The sequence below is a fragment of the Granulicella sp. L56 genome, from assembly GCF_009765835.1.
GTDB lineage: Bacteria > Acidobacteriota > Terriglobia > Terriglobales > Acidobacteriaceae > Edaphobacter.
The window spans coordinates 1,372,121-1,388,020 of sequence record NZ_LMUS01000001.1 but is presented as its reverse complement, the minus strand read 5'-3'; the positions used below and the strand labels follow the sequence as shown (position 1 = coordinate 1,388,020).

General features: G+C 58.1%; 14 protein-coding genes. 6 read left to right on the top strand and 8 right to left on the bottom strand.

Features of this window, described 5'->3' with window-relative positions:
- Positions 1-196 precede the first annotated feature (196 nt).
- The 3 genes from cysD to GSQ81_RS05805 are packed head-to-tail and all read left to right on the top strand — an operon-like array spanning position 197 to position 3,468.
- Complete coding sequence (gene cysD / locus GSQ81_RS05815; RefSeq protein WP_158909704.1) at positions 197-1,129, top strand: sulfate adenylyltransferase subunit CysD; 933 nt, start codon at positions 197-199, stop codon at positions 1,127-1,129.
- Positions 1,130-2,776 (top strand): sulfate adenylyltransferase subunit CysN, encoded by a 1,647-nt coding sequence (gene cysN / locus GSQ81_RS05810; RefSeq protein ID WP_158909703.1) that lies wholly within the window; start codon positions 1,130-1,132, stop codon positions 2,774-2,776.
- Positions 2,773-3,468 carry a phosphoadenylyl-sulfate reductase gene (locus GSQ81_RS05805; protein WP_158909702.1) on the top strand — a complete coding sequence of 232 codons (696 nt, stop codon included), beginning with the start codon at positions 2,773-2,775 and terminating at the stop codon, positions 3,466-3,468. The genes cysN and GSQ81_RS05805 overlap by 4 nt, the downstream gene beginning before the upstream one ends.
- 230 nt (positions 3,469-3,698) lie before the next feature.
- Here GSQ81_RS05805 and GSQ81_RS05800 read toward each other — a convergent pair whose 3' ends face one another.
- Positions 3,699-4,619, bottom strand: a complete 921-nt coding sequence (locus tag GSQ81_RS05800) for an OmpA family protein (RefSeq protein WP_254060018.1) — start codon at positions 4,617-4,619, stop codon at positions 3,699-3,701.
- A gap of 247 nt (positions 4,620-4,866) precedes the next feature.
- A complete protein-coding gene (locus GSQ81_RS05795; protein ID WP_158909701.1) occupies positions 4,867-5,439 on the bottom strand; it encodes a DUF2393 family protein in 573 nt (190 codons plus the stop codon).
- A 159-nt stretch (positions 5,440-5,598) separates the two neighbouring features.
- Here GSQ81_RS05795 and GSQ81_RS05790 point away from each other — a divergent pair, with 159 nt between their 5' ends.
- Complete coding sequence (locus GSQ81_RS05790; protein WP_158909700.1) at positions 5,599-5,769, top strand: hypothetical protein; 171 nt, start codon at positions 5,599-5,601, stop codon at positions 5,767-5,769.
- 94 nt (positions 5,770-5,863) lie between these two features.
- On the opposite strand, the gene pelA is transcribed toward GSQ81_RS05790, so the two are convergent.
- Complete coding sequence (gene pelA / locus GSQ81_RS05785; protein ID WP_158909699.1) at positions 5,864-7,174, bottom strand: pectate lyase; 1,311 nt, start codon at positions 7,172-7,174, stop codon at positions 5,864-5,866.
- Positions 7,175-7,233: 59 nt separating this feature from the next.
- Positions 7,234-8,619: a CCA tRNA nucleotidyltransferase gene (locus GSQ81_RS05780; RefSeq protein ID WP_158909698.1), complete on the bottom strand. Its 1,386-nt coding sequence runs from the start codon at positions 8,617-8,619 to the stop codon at positions 7,234-7,236.
- Between GSQ81_RS05780 and tsaD the strand changes: the two genes are divergently transcribed.
- Complete coding sequence (gene tsaD, locus GSQ81_RS05775; protein WP_254060017.1) at positions 8,618-9,835, top strand: tRNA (adenosine(37)-N6)-threonylcarbamoyltransferase complex transferase subunit TsaD; 1,218 nt, start codon at positions 8,618-8,620, stop codon at positions 9,833-9,835. The genes GSQ81_RS05780 and tsaD overlap by 2 nt on opposite strands.
- 111 nt (positions 9,836-9,946) lie before the next feature.
- Positions 9,947-11,428, top strand: coding sequence for a cysteine--tRNA ligase (gene cysS, locus GSQ81_RS05770; protein ID WP_158909697.1), 1,482 nt, complete (start codon positions 9,947-9,949; stop codon positions 11,426-11,428).
- A gap of 12 nt (positions 11,429-11,440) precedes the next feature.
- On the opposite strand, the gene GSQ81_RS05765 is transcribed toward cysS, so the two are convergent.
- The 4 genes from GSQ81_RS05765 to GSQ81_RS05750 all read right to left on the bottom strand — a co-directional run bounded on the left by GSQ81_RS05765 (position 11,441) and on the right by GSQ81_RS05750 (position 15,871).
- Positions 11,441-12,124, bottom strand: coding sequence for a MarC family protein (locus GSQ81_RS05765; protein ID WP_158909696.1), 684 nt, complete (start codon positions 12,122-12,124; stop codon positions 11,441-11,443).
- An 80-nt stretch (positions 12,125-12,204) separates the two neighbouring features.
- On the bottom strand, positions 12,205-12,726 hold the full coding sequence (locus GSQ81_RS05760) for a MerC domain-containing protein (protein WP_158909695.1): 522 nt from the start codon (positions 12,724-12,726) through the stop codon (positions 12,205-12,207).
- Positions 12,727-12,793: 67 nt separating this feature from the next.
- Positions 12,794-15,388 (bottom strand): TonB-dependent receptor, encoded by a 2,595-nt coding sequence (locus tag GSQ81_RS05755; protein WP_158909694.1) that lies wholly within the window; start codon positions 15,386-15,388, stop codon positions 12,794-12,796.
- A gap of 117 nt (positions 15,389-15,505) precedes the next feature.
- Positions 15,506-15,871, bottom strand: coding sequence for a DUF2946 family protein (locus tag GSQ81_RS05750; protein WP_158909693.1), 366 nt, complete (start codon positions 15,869-15,871; stop codon positions 15,506-15,508).
- Positions 15,872-15,900 lie beyond the last annotated feature (29 nt).

The following is a 15,900-nucleotide window of genomic DNA, read 5'->3' as shown; positions in this document are numbered from 1 at the left end:
TTGCGGCTACGATGGACGCCATTTATAGTTATAGATATGGCGTCTTCTATCATCCGCGCTTGTTGTTGTAGCCGGATGGGATTTGTGCGCTGTCAACGTTAGCGACCCATACCCCTTTCCACAATCCAAACCATCGCTCAAAAGCCCTCGGTTTGCCGCCTTCGAGATTAAGCTTTTTGGGAGACAGATAACTCTAATGATTGTTACAGATATAGAAACGGTACACCAGCCGGCCCAGTTGAACCATCTGCAGGCGCTTGAGGCGGAGAGCATTGCGATTATGCGAGAGGCGGTGGCGGAGTTTGCCCGTCCGGTCATGCTCTATTCCATTGGCAAGGACTCGTCAGTGATGCTGCGGCTGGCGCAGAAGGCCTTCTATCCCGGCAAAATTCCGTTTCCTCTGCTGCATGTCGACACCAGCTATAAGTTTCCCGAGATGATCGCGTTTCGCGACGAGTACACCAAGGAGATCGGCGCTGACCTGATCGTGCATCGCAACGAGGAGGCGATTGCTGCAGGCGCCAATCCCTATACGCTCGGAACGCAGGCGTGCTGCGGATTTCTGAAGACGAGGAGCCTGCTCGATGCCCTCGAAGAGGGCGGCTTCGATGCCGCGTTTGGCGGCGCGCGCCGCGATGAAGAGAAGAGCCGTGCCAAGGAGCGCGTCTACAGCTTTCGCGATACGGCTGGGCAGTGGGATCCGAAGAACCAGCGGCCGGAGCTGTGGAGTCTCTATAACTCGCGCCTCCGCAAGAACGAGAGCATCCGCGTATTTCCTCTGTCGAACTGGACGGAGCTGGACATCTGGCTCTACCTCTATGCCGAAAAGATTCCCATTGTGCCGCTCTACTTTGCCAAGGAGCGACAGTTGATCAAGCGGGGCGGGGCGTTGACGCTGTACCGCGAAGGCATGAAGCTGTTGCCGGGCGAGAAGGTCGAGACGATCAAGGTGCGGATGCGCAGCCTGGGTTGCGCTCCATGCACTGGCGCCATGCCCAGCGACGCCGATACGCTGCCGAAGATTATCGAAGAGTTGATGACGTTCCGACGGAGCGAACGGGAGAACCGGGCGATTGACCATGATGAAGAAGGCTCGATGGAAACAAAGAAACGTGAGGGCTACTTCTAAATGGGAACGCATACCTTGATACCTGAGTCGCCGGTAAAGTTTGAAGAGTTCCTCGACGCCCATCTTGAGCAGGAGATGCTGCGCTTTACCACCGCCGGCAGTGTGGACGATGGCAAGAGCACGCTGATCGGGCGGCTGCTGCACGACACCAAAAGCGTCTATGAAGACCAGCTTGCTGCCGTGGCGAAGAGCCGTGTCAATCGTGCTTCGGGCGGACATGTAGATTTTTCGTTGTTGACCGACGGCCTCAAAGCCGAGCGTGAGCAGGGCATCACCATCGACGTGGCCTATCGGTATTTTTCGACATCGAAGCGCAAGTTCATCATCGCGGACACGCCGGGTCATGAGCAGTACACGCGCAACATGGCGACCGGTGCCTCGACGGCGGATGTCGCCATCGTCCTGATCGACGCCAAGGCTTACCTGAAGCAGGGAAGCCTACTTCCGCAGTCGCGCCGTCACACCTACATCGCCTCGCTGCTGGGGATTCCGCATGTGGTCGCTGCGGTTAACAAGATGGACCTTGTCGGCTACTCTGAAGAGACCTTTACGGCAATTCGCAACGAGTTTCAGGAGCTGGCACGGCGACTTGGACTCAAAAACGTCGAGGCAATCCCGGTAAGCGCGCTCGAGGGTGACAACGTCGTCACTTCCAGCGCGGCGACGCCCTGGTACTCCGGTCCAACGCTGCTCGAATATCTGGAGACGGTGCCTCTGGGCGTTGGCGAGGTCAATGGACCGGTGCGGTTCCCAGTGCAGCTTGTCTTGCGGCCTGATGCCAACTTTCGCGGCTTTGCCGGACAGGTCGCGCGAGGAACGCTGCGGGCTGGCGAGCGAGTGATTGCGCTGCCTTCGCGGCGCGAGACAACGGTCAAGCGCATTGTGACCTACGATGGCGATCTCGCTGCCGCGGCCTATCCGCAGAGCGTGACCGTGGAGCTTGAAGATGAGATCGACCTAAGCCGTGGAGAAATGCTGGTTTCGGCGTCGGAAGCCGAGGACGCTCTGCCGCAGGTCAGCAGGCACTTCCGCGCCATGGTGGTGTGGATGCACGAGGACCCCCTGGTCGTCGGACGCACCTATGTTGCCAAGCACACCACGCGCACAGTACGGGCTACAGTACGCGCCATCCGGCATCGAATCGATGTCGGCACGCTGGAGGAGGTCAATGCCAGCCAGCTCGATATGAATGAGATCGCCGAGGTTGAGTTCGAGACCAGCCTGCCGCTCTTCTTTGACTCGTATGCCGAAAACCGGGGAACCGGTGCGTTGATCCTGATCGATGGTGTGACGAACGCCACGGTTGGCGCGGGAATGATCGTTGCGGCGATGGAGACTTCGGCTGATGCTGCGACACGCACCGTGCTGGTATGGGTTCCGGAGCAGAAGCCGCTGGCCGCTCGCGTCGTCGAGGCCCTGCAGCTTCGCGGCGAGCGTGCAGTGCTGGTCGATGACGTGCTGATCCCGGACGCCGCTCTGGCCGGTGCCGTGCGAGCGTTGCAACTGGCTGGCGTCATTGCGGTCACGGCGCGTTCGTTGGATGTCGATGCGCTGGCCCGTATCGAGGGCTTCGCCGAGGACGGGGTTTTGCTAGGCGAAGGCCGCGATGCGGACGAGATTCTGCGGTTGGCAGGAGTGAGCGAATGAGCGTGCTTGAAGCTGGTATTGATTACGAGGCATTGACGGCTGAAGAGCTAGTGGCGCAGATCCTGCGCGATTCGGCTGGAAAGAATGTCTGCCTCACCAGCAGCTTTCAGACCGAGGACATGGTCGTCCTGCATCTGCTTCGGAAGCACCTGCGCGACGTTCCGGTCATCTTTCTGGAGACGGGCTATCACTTCAAGGAGCTGATCGCCTACCGTGACCGGATGGTCGCGGAGTGGGGATTGAACCTTATCAACGCAATGCCTGTGACCACGCTTGAAGAGCACGAGGCAAAGTATGGGCTATTGCATATTGTTCAACCGACCCAGTGCTGCCAGATTCGTAAGGTCGAGCCGCTGATGCGGTCGCTGGAGCCGTTTGACTGGTGGTTTACCGGGCTACGGCGCGAGCAATCTCCGACCCGGGCCGGTCTGAAGAAGGTCGAAGACCACAAACTGCCGACCGGCCGGCACCTGAAGAAGGTGAGCGTTCTCGCTGACTGGGTCTGGGATGACGTCACCCGGTATGCCGAAGAGCATGGCATTCCCGAGTTGGAACTCTACGCGCGCGGTTACACCAGCATTGGCTGCGAACCCTGCACGGCGATTCCCGAGGCAGGCGCAGACGCGCGCAGCGGCCGTTGGGGCGGCAAGAAGCTGGAATGCGGCATCCATACTTTTTCTGAAAAGAGCTGAAGGTTCTTTTCAATCTACTGACAGGGAGGCCTTCGGGCCTCCTTTTTCTTCTCGTACCGGGCCAAATAATCGAGATCTGAAGCAAAAAAACGGCCCCTCGTTAGAGGGGCCAATCTGCCTTGGTTCTCTCTGGTTAGGAGAGGTTTTTGCGAGGGCGATCTATGTCGCTGACTCGGCAAACTTGCGGGTGGCATGGGTAAGTCCCTTACATGCCACCCTTAGGGGGAGGGCTACTGCTCCGACGGTGCACTCACACCCGACGTCGCCGAGGCGGCGGGGGAGCTTGGCGCAACGTTGCTTGCTGAGTTGGAGTTCATCGAGGCCAGGCTGTTATGCATCAGCGCGACCTTCACTCCGTTCACGATTGCTCCATCATCCGATGTCTTGGCAGTGTTTCTGCCCAAACCGGTGCGATAGATGCGATAGATCGGAACCTGATGCTCTTCAACGAGATAACGGACAACCGAGTCTGCCATCGCCTGCGAAGACTGCACTCCGCCACGGCTATAGCCCTGAACTTCAACGATGTAGCCCTTCTGACCGGCCAACTTCGTAGCCAGATCATCCAGGTCGGCCTTGCCCTTCGGTCCCAGTGCTGTACGGCCATGGGCGAAAGGAATTGACGCCGAAGTCACCTCGGAATATTGATCAAGATTGCCGACAGTGGTGTTCAAAGCATCGGTGCGTGTGCTCGCCGTGCCTGCAAGAGTCTGAGCGGAGTTTGCCGTGGTGGCTGCAGCATGCGCATGCTCATCGGCTGTATTGGCCGCATCCATAGCGCGGTGAATACCAGCCTGTGCACGACCATCTACGTCGTGGATGTCATTGGCATTCTTAGCCTGAAGCTGATCCAACTCGTTATCGCGGTCTTTGATCGGATCCAGCTGCCTCTTTACCCACTTTTTCCGGGCAAGAGGATTCACATGACCCCAGAAGCCTTCCTTGGACTGCATCTGCAGCGGCTTGCCTGTGGCATAGCTGCTGCTGTCCGACGGGTTCATATTCGCGTTAGCTGTGGTTGCGCTAGCCGCCGTATTGTCCGTGGAGGTCTGAATGGTTGGCGTATTCGACTGCGCGAGTGCAGCCACGCCCATCGCGCCACCTAAGATGAGAACTGAGAGGCCAAAAGTACTGCCAGATTTCATCATCATCGTTTTGCTCCTTGTGTACAGTCCTGCGTCTGTTTGGTCAAACGTCGACGCTATGACTAGAGCAAACACCATGCCAAACTGGAATAGCTTGTTAAGTTGTTCATAATAATTAGCTTAATGGGTCTAGACCGTCTCATCCCATCCGGACAAATTAGAGCTCACTCAAGCAAAATCTTCCGGCTGGCAGGTAACTATTGCTGACACCGCACCTCACCGCCAATCGGAAGATTTTCTGCGTAGCCTGGTTTTATTTTGTCTCTACCCCAACCACGCGCACCTCGGGCATCTCCATATTCCAGTTCTGCGGGATGGATTCGAAGATCAGCCGGAAGTCGTGCTCGTCACCCTGTTTCAGCGGTGAGGAACCCACCGACTGCGTATCGATATATGGCTGTCTCGTACGGATCAACGTGAGCGGCAGGGTATCAATCGTCGGCGACGAACCCTCCGCGTTGCCGAACAACACCTGGACAGTAATCCCCGTCACCGTCGCACTGCCGGTATTTTTGATATGTCCATCCACAAAGGTGGATTTCCCCCCCGCAATGCTCGACGATTGGCTCATGGCAAGCTGCGAGAGAGGAAGATTTCCGGCATAGGCTGCCAGTGGCTGAACGCTATTGGTTGGAGTTGCCTTGCCCTTGCCATGGCTGGCCATGATCATTCCAACCACCACCAGCGCCACCACCAGCGCCGCGATCACCCATGCAGCCATCGGTATCCCGCCGCTCGCGGGAGGTTTGGTTCCAAAGATCGCCGGTTCACCCGCGCTGCGCCCCGCATTTGGCGGTGTATTTTCCGTTTGATTAAGATCGCTCATAAGCCGAGATTTTATACTTTTGCCGGGAAATGTTCCCCCCAGCCGGAACCATTTCTGGATCCCAACTTCATTCTTGGTGTAATTTTCATCAACGGAACGGAACTTATTGGTGCATCATCGCGTTAGAAACAGCATCTACTTCTTCATCAGGAGAAGCACATGGACTCCCCGAATGAAAGATTGCCATTCTCCGTGCCAGTGATTGTGTCAGGACCGCAAGCAATCGATTCCTCTGCTTTGGAAGAATCTGTACTGCCGGTTCCCACTGATCGTCTGTATCAAATTGCAGCCTTGGCCGCCGGAATTATCCTACTTGTAACAGCTTTCTAAAGCTGTGGCCGCCCTGAGAGCTACAGGGTTGGTGCCATCTCCCGTGCGTGTCTTTCCGTCGAGTTTGTCATTTCCCCCTACAATTTGCTGAGAATCAGTGCGCCGCCACGGAAAGGTGCGCGCTCCAAATGGCATACGCATCGATCGCCTGTTGAGGTCCCGAGCCATACCATGCGTACCCATTGCGGCGTTCCAACGATAGGTCGCTTACGGCGTCATGAATCGTCTTGTCGCGGTCGCCGAAGATGGGTTTCCCGGTGGTGATGCTGTAATAGCGAGCCCAGATAGGGTTAGCTCTGACCTGTGGTTCAAGATGGCGTCCGCCCGGCGTGTTGCGGCCCCCGATCCAGGCCTGATCGTGAATTGCGACCGTTTTGAGCCATGCAATACCAGACTGAACGGACGCAATGACAGCGGGGGAAGGATGTGGAAGCTCCATAAGGTAAAGCAGGATGTCTGAGCTCTCGCCCGTAGCCAGCGCCACCGGCTCGAAATTACGAGCAGATACCGGAGCAAGGGTAAGCGCGTCGTGCTGCTGCGCCCAGATAGTGCGCGTGCCGTTCACGATGATCTGCGTGGCCAGAATGCAGTCGAGCGCATGGTTAGCGGCGATACCTGCCTTGTGGCGAAGGTCTGCGGAGACGAAAGCGTAGCCACTTCCACCCTCGGCGACGGCTGTCAGCACCTGAGCCGACTCTGTCACGGCGTTGTCATTGTAGGTGATGGCGTCGTGATAGCCGCCTTCAAGTGGCCAGACCTGCGGCCAGCCTCCGTTGGGAAATTGTGCGGCAAGCAGGTAGCGGATGCCTTTGAGAAAGCTGGTGCGATAAGGCTCGCCGCGTTTGCCGGGAGTTGCGGCGGAGACCAGCGCGAGGAAATGAAGCTCGGTGTTGGTGGCATCGTTGTCCAGCGTGCCGACGTAGTTCCAGTGCGGATCTTTGGGAGCGTCGAAGTCGTCCGGCCCAAGGTGTTTGGAGAGGTTGTCGGTGGTGTAGCTCTGACCGCGCAGACGAGCAGGGCCGCTCATATCGAGGTTCTTGCTCCATCCTCCGGCGGACGTCTGGAAGCTGACGATGACATCGGCAATGTGCCGCGCCTCCTGCGTTCCGTACCAGGCAGCATCGCGGTGCAGTGCCATACTGCGCGCACTGAAACTCTCTTTTGGTAGCGGAGGCTCGGGCGCACCCGGCGTGCGTTCGGCAGCGAGGGTGGCGCGATCGATGCGCATCTGCTTCTGCGAGCGGTCGAAATAGGCGGTCCACGCGGCGCGGTCCTTCGCGGGGAGACGCTCGATACGGGCCGCGGTGATGGACTCCGCCGGTTTGCTGGTGCCGATTACTGCCGCATGGAGCGGAGTAAACGCAAGAAGGCTGGTAAGGAGAATGGGAACGCTCGTTCTATACATTATTGGTCTGACCTTTAGAGTTTAGACGGCCCATATCTCTTTCTGGACGCAGAAGGGGATTAGCTCGCAGGTCCGCCGAATTGCTCCTTCACGATGGCCAGCGCTTCTGCCTGCGTGGTGGCGTGCCCTTCAAGTTGAGCGTCCTCGGCGGCTTCGAGCATCGCCTTGAAGTGTGGGCCGGGGCGGTAGCCTGCCGCGATAAGATCACGGCCTGTGACAAGCAGCTTCGGCTGGATATGTTCTGCGGGTGCGGTCTCGTACTGCTGCCGGGCGAAGTTGTAGAGCGTGAGATCGCCGTGGCAAGAGGTGCAGTCGAGCCAGTGCAGGGCGAGATGCTCGTCGAAGCGAGGCAGGCGCAGGAAGCGCTTCAGTGTCGATTGCCGCATCTGGAGAACGTCGCCGAAGCGCATGTGATTTTTGACTAGGGCGACGATCTGCGCGGTGTCTTCGTTGGAGAAGCGCATGCGGCCAAGGACCTTTTCGGCGATGCGGACACCGACCTCCACATGGCCATTGAAGCGGATGCGGTCAGTGGGATCGTTTGGATTTGGCGCACGGTAGGTCGCAGGTTTGCCGATGTCATGGAGCAGCGCTCCCCATGCCAGCGTCGCGGATGCGCCAGGCTGAAGCTTTTCGAGCAGCAGCATGGTGTGCGTCCAGACGTCGCCCTCGGGATGAAATTGTGGCGGCTGCTGCACTCCGTGCAGTCGCGTGGCTTCGGGTAGAACCTGCTGCAACAGGCCGGTGGTGTCGAGCAATTCAAAGGCACGGCGCGCGTGGCCCTCGGTCAGCATCAGGGTCAGTTCATCGCGAATGCGCTCGCTGCTGACCTGGCCAATCTGTGCGGCGGCGTTGCGAATCGCGGCCATGGTGCGTGGCTCGATCTCGAGGGTGAGTCGCGCGGCAAAACGTATAGCCCGCAGCATTCGCAGCTTGTCCTCGGCGAATCGCAGCGACGGTTCTCCGATGGCGCGCAGGATGCCTGCAGCGAGATCGGCGCGGCCACCAACGTAGTCGAGCGTGGCTGCTGCGGCATCGCCGGTCTCTTCAAAGACAACCGGATCGAGCAGCATTCCATTGATGGTGAAGTCGCGTCGCAGGACATCTTCGCGGGCATCGGTCGAGAAACGAACCGCGTCCGGTCTGCGGCCATCGCTGTAGGCTCCGTCGTGGCGAAAGGTTGCGACCTCGGTCGTGATGCCGTCTTCCGCGCACACGAGAATGACGCCGAAGTGTGCGCCGACCGCAAGGGTCCTGGGGAAGATCTTCTGCACAATGTCCGGGGTTGCACTGGTGGCTACGTCAAAGTCTTTTGGATCAAGGCGGAGAAGAAGGTCGCGCACGCAGCCACCTGCGAAGAAAGCCTGATGGCCTTCGGCGCGCAGGGCAAGCACGATGTTGCGGGCTGCGAGGTAGCTCGGGTTCGTGCTGATGAAGATGGGCATGGCTCTCCCCTATGATAAAGAGATGCGCCATAACAGCAGAACGGCCCTGATTCTTGGCATCGAAAGCTCGTGCGATGAGACGGCGGCGGCAGTGGTTCGTGCAGGCAGCGAGGCGCTGTCGAATGTGGTGGCTTCGCAGATGTCGCTTCATGCCAACTACGGTGGTGTCGTGCCTGAGTTGGCCTCCCGTGAGCATCTTCGCAACGTCGTCCCGGTGGTACGCGAGGCGATGGCGCAGGCGGCTGTGAGTTTTGACGATCTTGCTGCTATCGCGGTGACGGAAGGCCCCGGTCTGGCCGGTGCGCTCCTGGTTGGAATTACTTATGCCAAGGCGCTTGCGTTTGGGCTGGGCAAGCCGCTGATCGGGGTGAACCATCTTGAAGGGCACATCCACGCGGTGTTGATGGAGGCGCGGCAGCGCTCCGAGACGCCGATGGAGCTGCCGCTGCTGGCGCTGGTCGTCTCGGGCGGCCACACGCATCTTTATCTGGTGCAGCAGAGTGAACAGGGCGCGTGGAGCTATCGCAATGTTGGCCGCACTGTGGATGACGCAGCGGGCGAGGCTTATGACAAGGTTGCGAAGTTGCTCGGGCTTGGATATCCCGGCGGGCCTTGGATCGATGCTCTTGCCCTGCATGGAAATCCCCGGGCAGTCACCTTCAATTTTGCCCAGATCAAGCCCAGGCCGCATCGCGAGGGCGTGTCGATGCCTAACAAGAAGGCACCGCTCTCTACAGGCGGTCCCAGCTTCGATTTCTCTTTTAGCGGGATCAAAACTGCCGTCCTGCGCTATGTGGAGATGCACGACATGCGGCAAGGTGTCGAAGCCCGGCGCACGGCGATTGCCACCATGGGCGATGCAAAGCCGGATATCGGTGCCGTCGCCGACCTTTGCGATGCGCAGACGCTCGATCTGATCGCGTCGTTTCAATATGCAGTGGTCGGTAATCTTCTTCGCCAGACCTTCGCCGCGGCAGAGTCATTCGGAGCGCGCGGAATCGTCGTATCCGGTGGTGTGGCGGCAAACAGCGAGCTACGCCGCCGTCTTCAGACAGAGGCCGATCGTCGCGGCCTTCCCATCGCTTTCCCGTCGCTGGCGCTATCGACCGACAACGCTGCCATGATCGCTGCCGCCGCGTGGCCGAAGTTTTTAGCCGAAGATTTCGCACCGGAGGACCTCGCGGCGACTCCGCAATTGCGGCTGGGCCAGTCATAAAGGCCGCTGCCGCCCGAAAGTACCCGTCCATCAGCTAGAATCGACAGGGATTCCAAGGAGAGCAGTCTGCACCGCGCTACGTGCTCGGCTGCGGCAGGGTAGAGCGTTACTGTGGCAACGATAGAACTCTTTAATACTTTGAGCGGAAAAGTTGAAGCACTGGCACCAGTGGGTGCCCCCGCACTGCGAATGTATTGCTGTGGCCCCACCGTCTACGACTACGGTCACATCGGCAACTTCCGCACCTTCCTTCACGTCGATGTGCTACGCCGCTTCGTTCGTCAGCAGGGAATCGACACCAAGCACGTCATGAACGTCACCGACGTCGATGACAAGATCATCCGCAACGCTGCCGCTGCGGGTGTGTCGATTGCTGAATACACGGCCAAGTTTGAGCGCGCATTTTTTGAAGACCTCGACGCCCTCGGCATTCAGATGTCGGAGCACGTCGCCCACGCTACCAGTTGCATTCCCGATATGGTCGGCCTCATCGAAAAGCTTGCTGCTAAAGACATCGCCTACCAGACCGAAGATGGGAGCTGGTACTTCCGCATCGCTCGCTTTCCGGAGTACGGCAAACTTTCGAAGAAAGATTTCGACGGCATCGAAGACGGCGCTCGTGTCGATGTAGACGAATACGAGAAGGACGCCGCGCGTGACTTTGCCTTGTGGAAGGCAGCCAAGCCGGGTGAGCAGCACTGGGAGACACCGTTAGGCTCCGGCCGTCCGGGCTGGCATATCGAGTGTTCGGCGATGGCGACGAAGTTTTTGGGCGATTCTTTTGACCTCCATGCCGGTGGCGAAGATCTGATGTTTCCGCACCATGAGAATGAGATCGCTCAGTCTGAATCGGCCAGCGGAAAGACCTTTGCTCGTCATTGGATGCACGTTCGCTTTCTGTTAGTCGAAGGCAAGAAGATGTCGAAGTCGGAGGGGAATTTTTATACCCTTCGCGATCTTCTGCTAAAGGGGTATCGTGCCTCTGCTATCCGTTTCCTGCTCATCTCCGTGCCTTACCGGCACCAGATGAACTTCACCTTCGAGAGTCTTGCTGAGTCGACCAATGCGATTGAGCGCCTGAGAACGTTTCATCAGCGCATGTTGAAGGGCGGCTTCGCGGACGGTCTGGATGCCGACATCGCCGCAGCGACTGCAAAGGCGGAGCAGGGGTACACCTCATCGCTGGCAAATGATTTGAATACTGCTGAGGCGCGTGCCGCGATCTTCGACCTCGTCCGCGCAGCCAACTCCGCCGCCGATGCAGGCACACTTCGCACCGGCAACGTCGCCGAGATTCTTCGTGTACTCGATCTCTTCGATGGCGTATTTGCAGTGCTCGAAGATCGTGACGCGGCCCTGACCCGCGACGCGCTTGCCTGGGCCGAGGCTGAAGGTCGTCTTGATGAAGTCGCTCCGGAGCTTCTCAACAATTTATCGCTCGGCGATGTGGAGATTGATGCGCTTGTTGCTGAACGCACTCAGGCCAAGAAGACCCGCAACTTCGCTCGGGCCGATGCTATTCGTAACGATCTGCTAGCCAAGGGCATCGTCATCGAGGACTCCAAAGACGGTGTTCGTTGGAAGCGCAAATAAGAGGCTTGCCGCTTATCGATGTTGAAGAACGGTCGCGAGCAGGGTAGCCGCGCCATTCCAGGCGATCTGAACGCCGATGCAGAGCAGGATGAAGGCCACGACTCTCAGAATGCCGTGAGCTGTTGAAGGCGATATCTTGCGAGTGATCTGCGGCGCATAGGCGTAGCACAGATAGATCAGCGCGCTCAGTACAATCACCGCGAGCAATAGGCCAACATGCGCCAGCACATTATCGCTGATCGTTTTCGTCGAGGCATGAGCGCCCAGCGTCAGCATCACGACGATGCAGCCGGGGCCAGCCGTTACCGGGAAGGTAAGCGGATAAAAGGTCCCCTCTTCCAGCGTGTTCTTTCTTCTTTGCACAGCGCTCGGTACCTCTGCATTGGTCTCTTCTACCGTTGGTTGCGGATCTTTTTGATTCAGCAGCGACCATCCCATCGCGGCAAGTACCAGCCCTCCGGACACCTGCACAATCGGCAGGGAGATGCCGAAGAAGTGCAGAATGGTCGACCCGATCAGCTCAATGACGGCGAAGAAGAGGACCGTATTGATTGCGATTCGGCGGGCAAGCGAGCGATAGACCTCAGCCGGAACAACGCCCACCAGCCCCAGAAATACCAGTGCCGAGCCGAGTGGATTAACCACCGGCAGCAAGGCGCTAAACCCTAAGGCAAAGTACTTCCAAACCAGAGCCATAACCCTCGCTCCACGCCCACGACCACAGGAATTGATCTTCTCTTGGTCGATAGTCTATAGGTTCGCAAGCACTTTGACGATTAGCAGCGTGGTTGCATCTGCTCAACCTCAGTGGTTTGGCAGTTCTTCGGCTCTTCCTTGCAGATACGACATTGGCGGCAGAAGCTTCGGTTCAGTAGATGCGCCATCACCAGCAACATCGAACCTCCGATGCTAAGGACGAGTTCCATTGCGAGGTGAAGACTTTCGCCTTTCCATGCGACGAACAGGATGAGACTCATCCCTGTCCCAATCAGCGCAAGCAGCGGCTTGCGGCGATGCACCATGTAGCCGGGAACGAAGCCGGCAAATCCGAACATAACGATGCCGATGGCGAGCCACCGATGGAAGGACGCGTCTCCCGGAAGGTAGGGAATGATGTCGGGAAAAAGGCTGATGACGACAGGAGTAAGCAGGCAGTGGACATGCAGACCGCCGACGCAGTGGCTCCGGCGATATCTGCGTGGCGATGAAAACGAGAAAGAGATAGAGATGAAAGTGCGATGACAAGCTCCTTGGTTCGATAGGTTCAGGATGAGTGATTGAGTCAGGTGGAAGCTCAAAGAGTCACAGATGCGCGAGGCGCCTGGCTATGAACAAGCCCAGCCGCCTCGCGAACTTTGTGCTCTCTTAAAAGCTGAGCGTCACCTGCCCATTCACCGTCCTTGGCGAAACGAAGTGCGTTCCGCTGAACGTCGAAAGGAAGTTGTACAGCGCATATTTATTGGTGACATTCACTGCCGTCACGCTCAGGTTGGTCTTGAACCGCTCGCGGCGCAGGATGTTGTCCCATCCGGCAGCCATATCAAACATCGTGCGCGGAGCGACGCGCGGCGGATTGCGGTCATCGTTCTCCGTTCCCGGCTTCGGCAGCGACAGCAGCGGCGACGAAAGCTCCCCGGTTGGGCAGCTTGTCAACGGCGCTGTGCGCGTGGCCTGCACATCGCCGCAGCGCAGGAGGATCTGCGACTGCTGATCTGCTGTCAGATAAGTCAGATCGGTAGGAGTCTGGCCATTGTCGATCGGTGCATTGCCCGCCACCAGACCGCTCTCATACCGCCACGTAATTCCATACCATGGTCCTCGTGGCTTCGGCTGGTACTGCATATGTGTCGATTGCTGAAATGCCTGATCGTGATCGATTCGGAACGGTACGCCCGCAGGCACAGGAGAATCGTTGAACAGAATGCCGCCAACCTCCGGCCCAAAGAAGCGCGACCGCGTATGTCCCAGCACCGAGTAGGCCGACACGCCATGCGTCGTCGGCATCGTGACCTTGATGCCGAAGCCGTCGATCTTCGATTTCTGCCACTGGATAGGAAACGCCAGCGGAGTGTTCAGCAAAACATCGAAGTCATAATCGCGGTTGGTGTACTTCCAGAAATACTCTCCATTCACGACGAGATGTTTGCCGAAGCCTTGCTCAAATCCTGCATCGTACTGATTGCGCGCCGCAGGCTTCAGCGCAACTGCAGCGCCTGCGCCTTCCAACCCGCCAATGCCGGTAGAACTTGAGACGATCAGGTTCTCGTTATAAGGAGTCAGGAAGAGCTTGCCATAGCCGAGCCGCAACACGGTGTTTGTAGATCTCACCGTGTAGGTGCCACCGAGGCGAGGCTCCACCATCGATCGGCTGCTGAGGCCGTTGTAGTTGTCTACGCGGCCGCCCAGCAGAAAGGTCCAGTTCTTCCACACGATGTTGTCCTGCAGATAGACTGCTTCCTGCTTAATGTCCGTGTGGCCTTTGAAGTGGTAAAGCGATCCGCCACGGGTCAGGTCGTAGGCTCCGGTACCGGTGATGTAGCTTGGATTCGATGTATCCCCAACCGGGCAATTGTTCGGGTCGTTCGCATCCGCATTGGTATCCGGAGCACCATTGGCATCGAGGCACGGTGCATTGAACGCAGGATCGGTAATCCCGAGCGAGAAGCTTTCATCGAGGAAGGTGTGATAGAACATCGCTCCCACCTTGAAGCTATGGATCCCGCGCGAGTAGCTGTAATCCACCTTCAGACCCGCATTCTGCAGCCGCCGCGACTGCGCCAGCGTTGCAGGCGTATCGCTGAAGGGATCCTTGCTCGGGTAGTAGTGAAAGTCGTCCTGCCGCAGGTAAGGGTTGATGTCGATCAGGCTGTTCGGGTTGATGATGTGCGTCCACGAGGGCGCGATGTTGTAGCTGAAGATCTCTCCTCGCTGGTCCTGCCCAAGCGCCTGCTGGTCGTACTGATTCGGGTTCTGAAACCAGCTCCGCGATGCACTCAGGTTCAGTTGCAGAGAGTCTGCCTGCGTGGGGTGATAGTCGATGCGGTCGAAGAAGTTCTCATTGTTGCCATGCGCGTGCAGCGGCTGCTGTTCCGGCGTGTCGAGATACCGTCCGCTATCTACCGCGTCGAAGCTGCTGAAATTTCCCAGGCGCTGATTTCCAAATCCCAGTGCTGCGCTTCCGTTCGATGTCCCGAACGAGCCATAGTTAAACGAAAGCGAGCCCGTCGGATGCGGCAGCCCAAGTCCCGAGCGCGTCGTGGTCTGCACCACCAGCGAAGCTTTATCGCCATACTCCGGCGGCGCAATTCCATCGATCACGTTGATCGACTGAATCGCGTTCAGCGAAAGCTGGTTGCCGAAGACGCGGCTCTGCTGGTCGCTTACTGGCTGGCCGTCGATCGAGTAGGTCGTGTCTGCGTGCTCGCCCATGGGGTGAAACAAGCCGTTTGAATCCGAAGCGATTCCCGGCGTGCTCAGCGTTACCAGCGAACTTAGTGGAGCGCTTGTGCTCTCCGTCGGCAGCCGCGCAAACAAGGAGCGGTCTACCTGAGTCGCCGACGTCGGATCGTTGTTCACCATGTCCGATGCCTCTGCATCCACGGTGACGCTCTGCGAACTGGAAGCGACTGATAGTTGAAAGTTGACGACGGTGTTCGATGCAGATCGCAGCATCGTGTCGTTCGTCGTTGACTGAAAGCCTTCAACCACCACCGACATGTGATAACGGTTGAAGGGAAGATTGTCGAAGTGATACTGCCCGTTCGCATCGGTCTGCGTCGTCTGCTTGTAGCCGCTGATGGGATTCTGAATGGTAACTACGGCGCTGGAGATCACCGCGCCGGTGGTGTCGGTTACGCTTCCTGTGATGTTGCCGCTTGTTCCCTGCGCCAGTGCGCCGGTGACCAGCAATAAGAAGGAAAGTGCTATTAGAGAGAGTAGAGATGGAATGCTTCTGTGCATAAAGATAGGCCGATTCCTGATGCCTCGAAGGACATCATTTTAAAAAGCGCGAGGACGCGCGAGGGCGTGGTTTGCGGACAGAAGATTTAAATGAAGGTAAACTTCTCTGTCGCTGCCTTAAATGAAGGAGGGATTGCCATGGCCGGCAGGCGGGCCGCGACTTGCCATCTCGAAACGCCAGCTAAAAGAACGCAGCGTATCGGTGGCAACCGCGCTCAGAGGCTCTATCTCGATGGTTGGTGCTGGAGCCAGGTGCAGCGTTGCCGGTAATGCGGAGTGCATCGCCATGCAAACCGGGCAATGATCTTCCGGCGGCGGCTGATTGTGATGCGAGCTTTGCTTGAGCGAAGAGGTCTCAGCATGGGTGTGGCAGGCCTGCGCCGCACTCATGAAGGTGATCATCAGGATGCAGAGCGCAGCGATCATCCGCATCCATACCACTGGCTGCTGACTGTTCTTTCCGCGTTGGAGATAGCTCTGCATTGATATTCTGGCGCTTCTATCTGTTTAGC

Bases quoted from the DNA above. Each gene is read 5' to 3' on its own strand.
- GSQ81_RS05790 (WP_158909700.1), top strand. From the start codon at position 5,599: ATGGACTCCCCGAATGAAAGATTGCCATTCTCCGTGCCAGTGATTGTG.
- cysD (WP_158909704.1), top strand. From the start codon at position 197: ATGATTGTTACAGATATAGAAACGGTACACCAGCCGGCCCAGTTGAAC.
- GSQ81_RS05780 (WP_158909698.1), bottom strand. From the start codon at position 8,619: ATGCCCATCTTCATCAGCACGAACCCGAGCTACCTCGCAGCCCGCAAC.
- GSQ81_RS05795 (WP_158909701.1), bottom strand. From the start codon at position 5,439: ATGAGCGATCTTAATCAAACGGAAAATACACCGCCAAATGCGGGGCGC.
- GSQ81_RS05755 (WP_158909694.1), bottom strand. From the start codon at position 15,388: ATGCACAGAAGCATTCCATCTCTACTCTCTCTAATAGCACTTTCCTTC.
- GSQ81_RS05750 (WP_158909693.1), bottom strand. From the start codon at position 15,871: ATGCAGAGCTATCTCCAACGCGGAAAGAACAGTCAGCAGCCAGTGGTA.
- pelA (WP_158909699.1), bottom strand. From the start codon at position 7,174: ATGTATAGAACGAGCGTTCCCATTCTCCTTACCAGCCTTCTTGCGTTT.
- cysN (WP_158909703.1), top strand. From the start codon at position 1,130: ATGGGAACGCATACCTTGATACCTGAGTCGCCGGTAAAGTTTGAAGAG.
- GSQ81_RS05765 (WP_158909696.1), bottom strand. From the start codon at position 12,124: ATGGCTCTGGTTTGGAAGTACTTTGCCTTAGGGTTTAGCGCCTTGCTG.
- GSQ81_RS05805 (WP_158909702.1), top strand. From the start codon at position 2,773: ATGAGCGTGCTTGAAGCTGGTATTGATTACGAGGCATTGACGGCTGAA.
- GSQ81_RS05800 (WP_254060018.1), bottom strand. From the start codon at position 4,619: ATGATGATGAAATCTGGCAGTACTTTTGGCCTCTCAGTTCTCATCTTA.
- tsaD (WP_254060017.1), top strand. From the start codon at position 8,618: ATGGCTCTCCCCTATGATAAAGAGATGCGCCATAACAGCAGAACGGCC.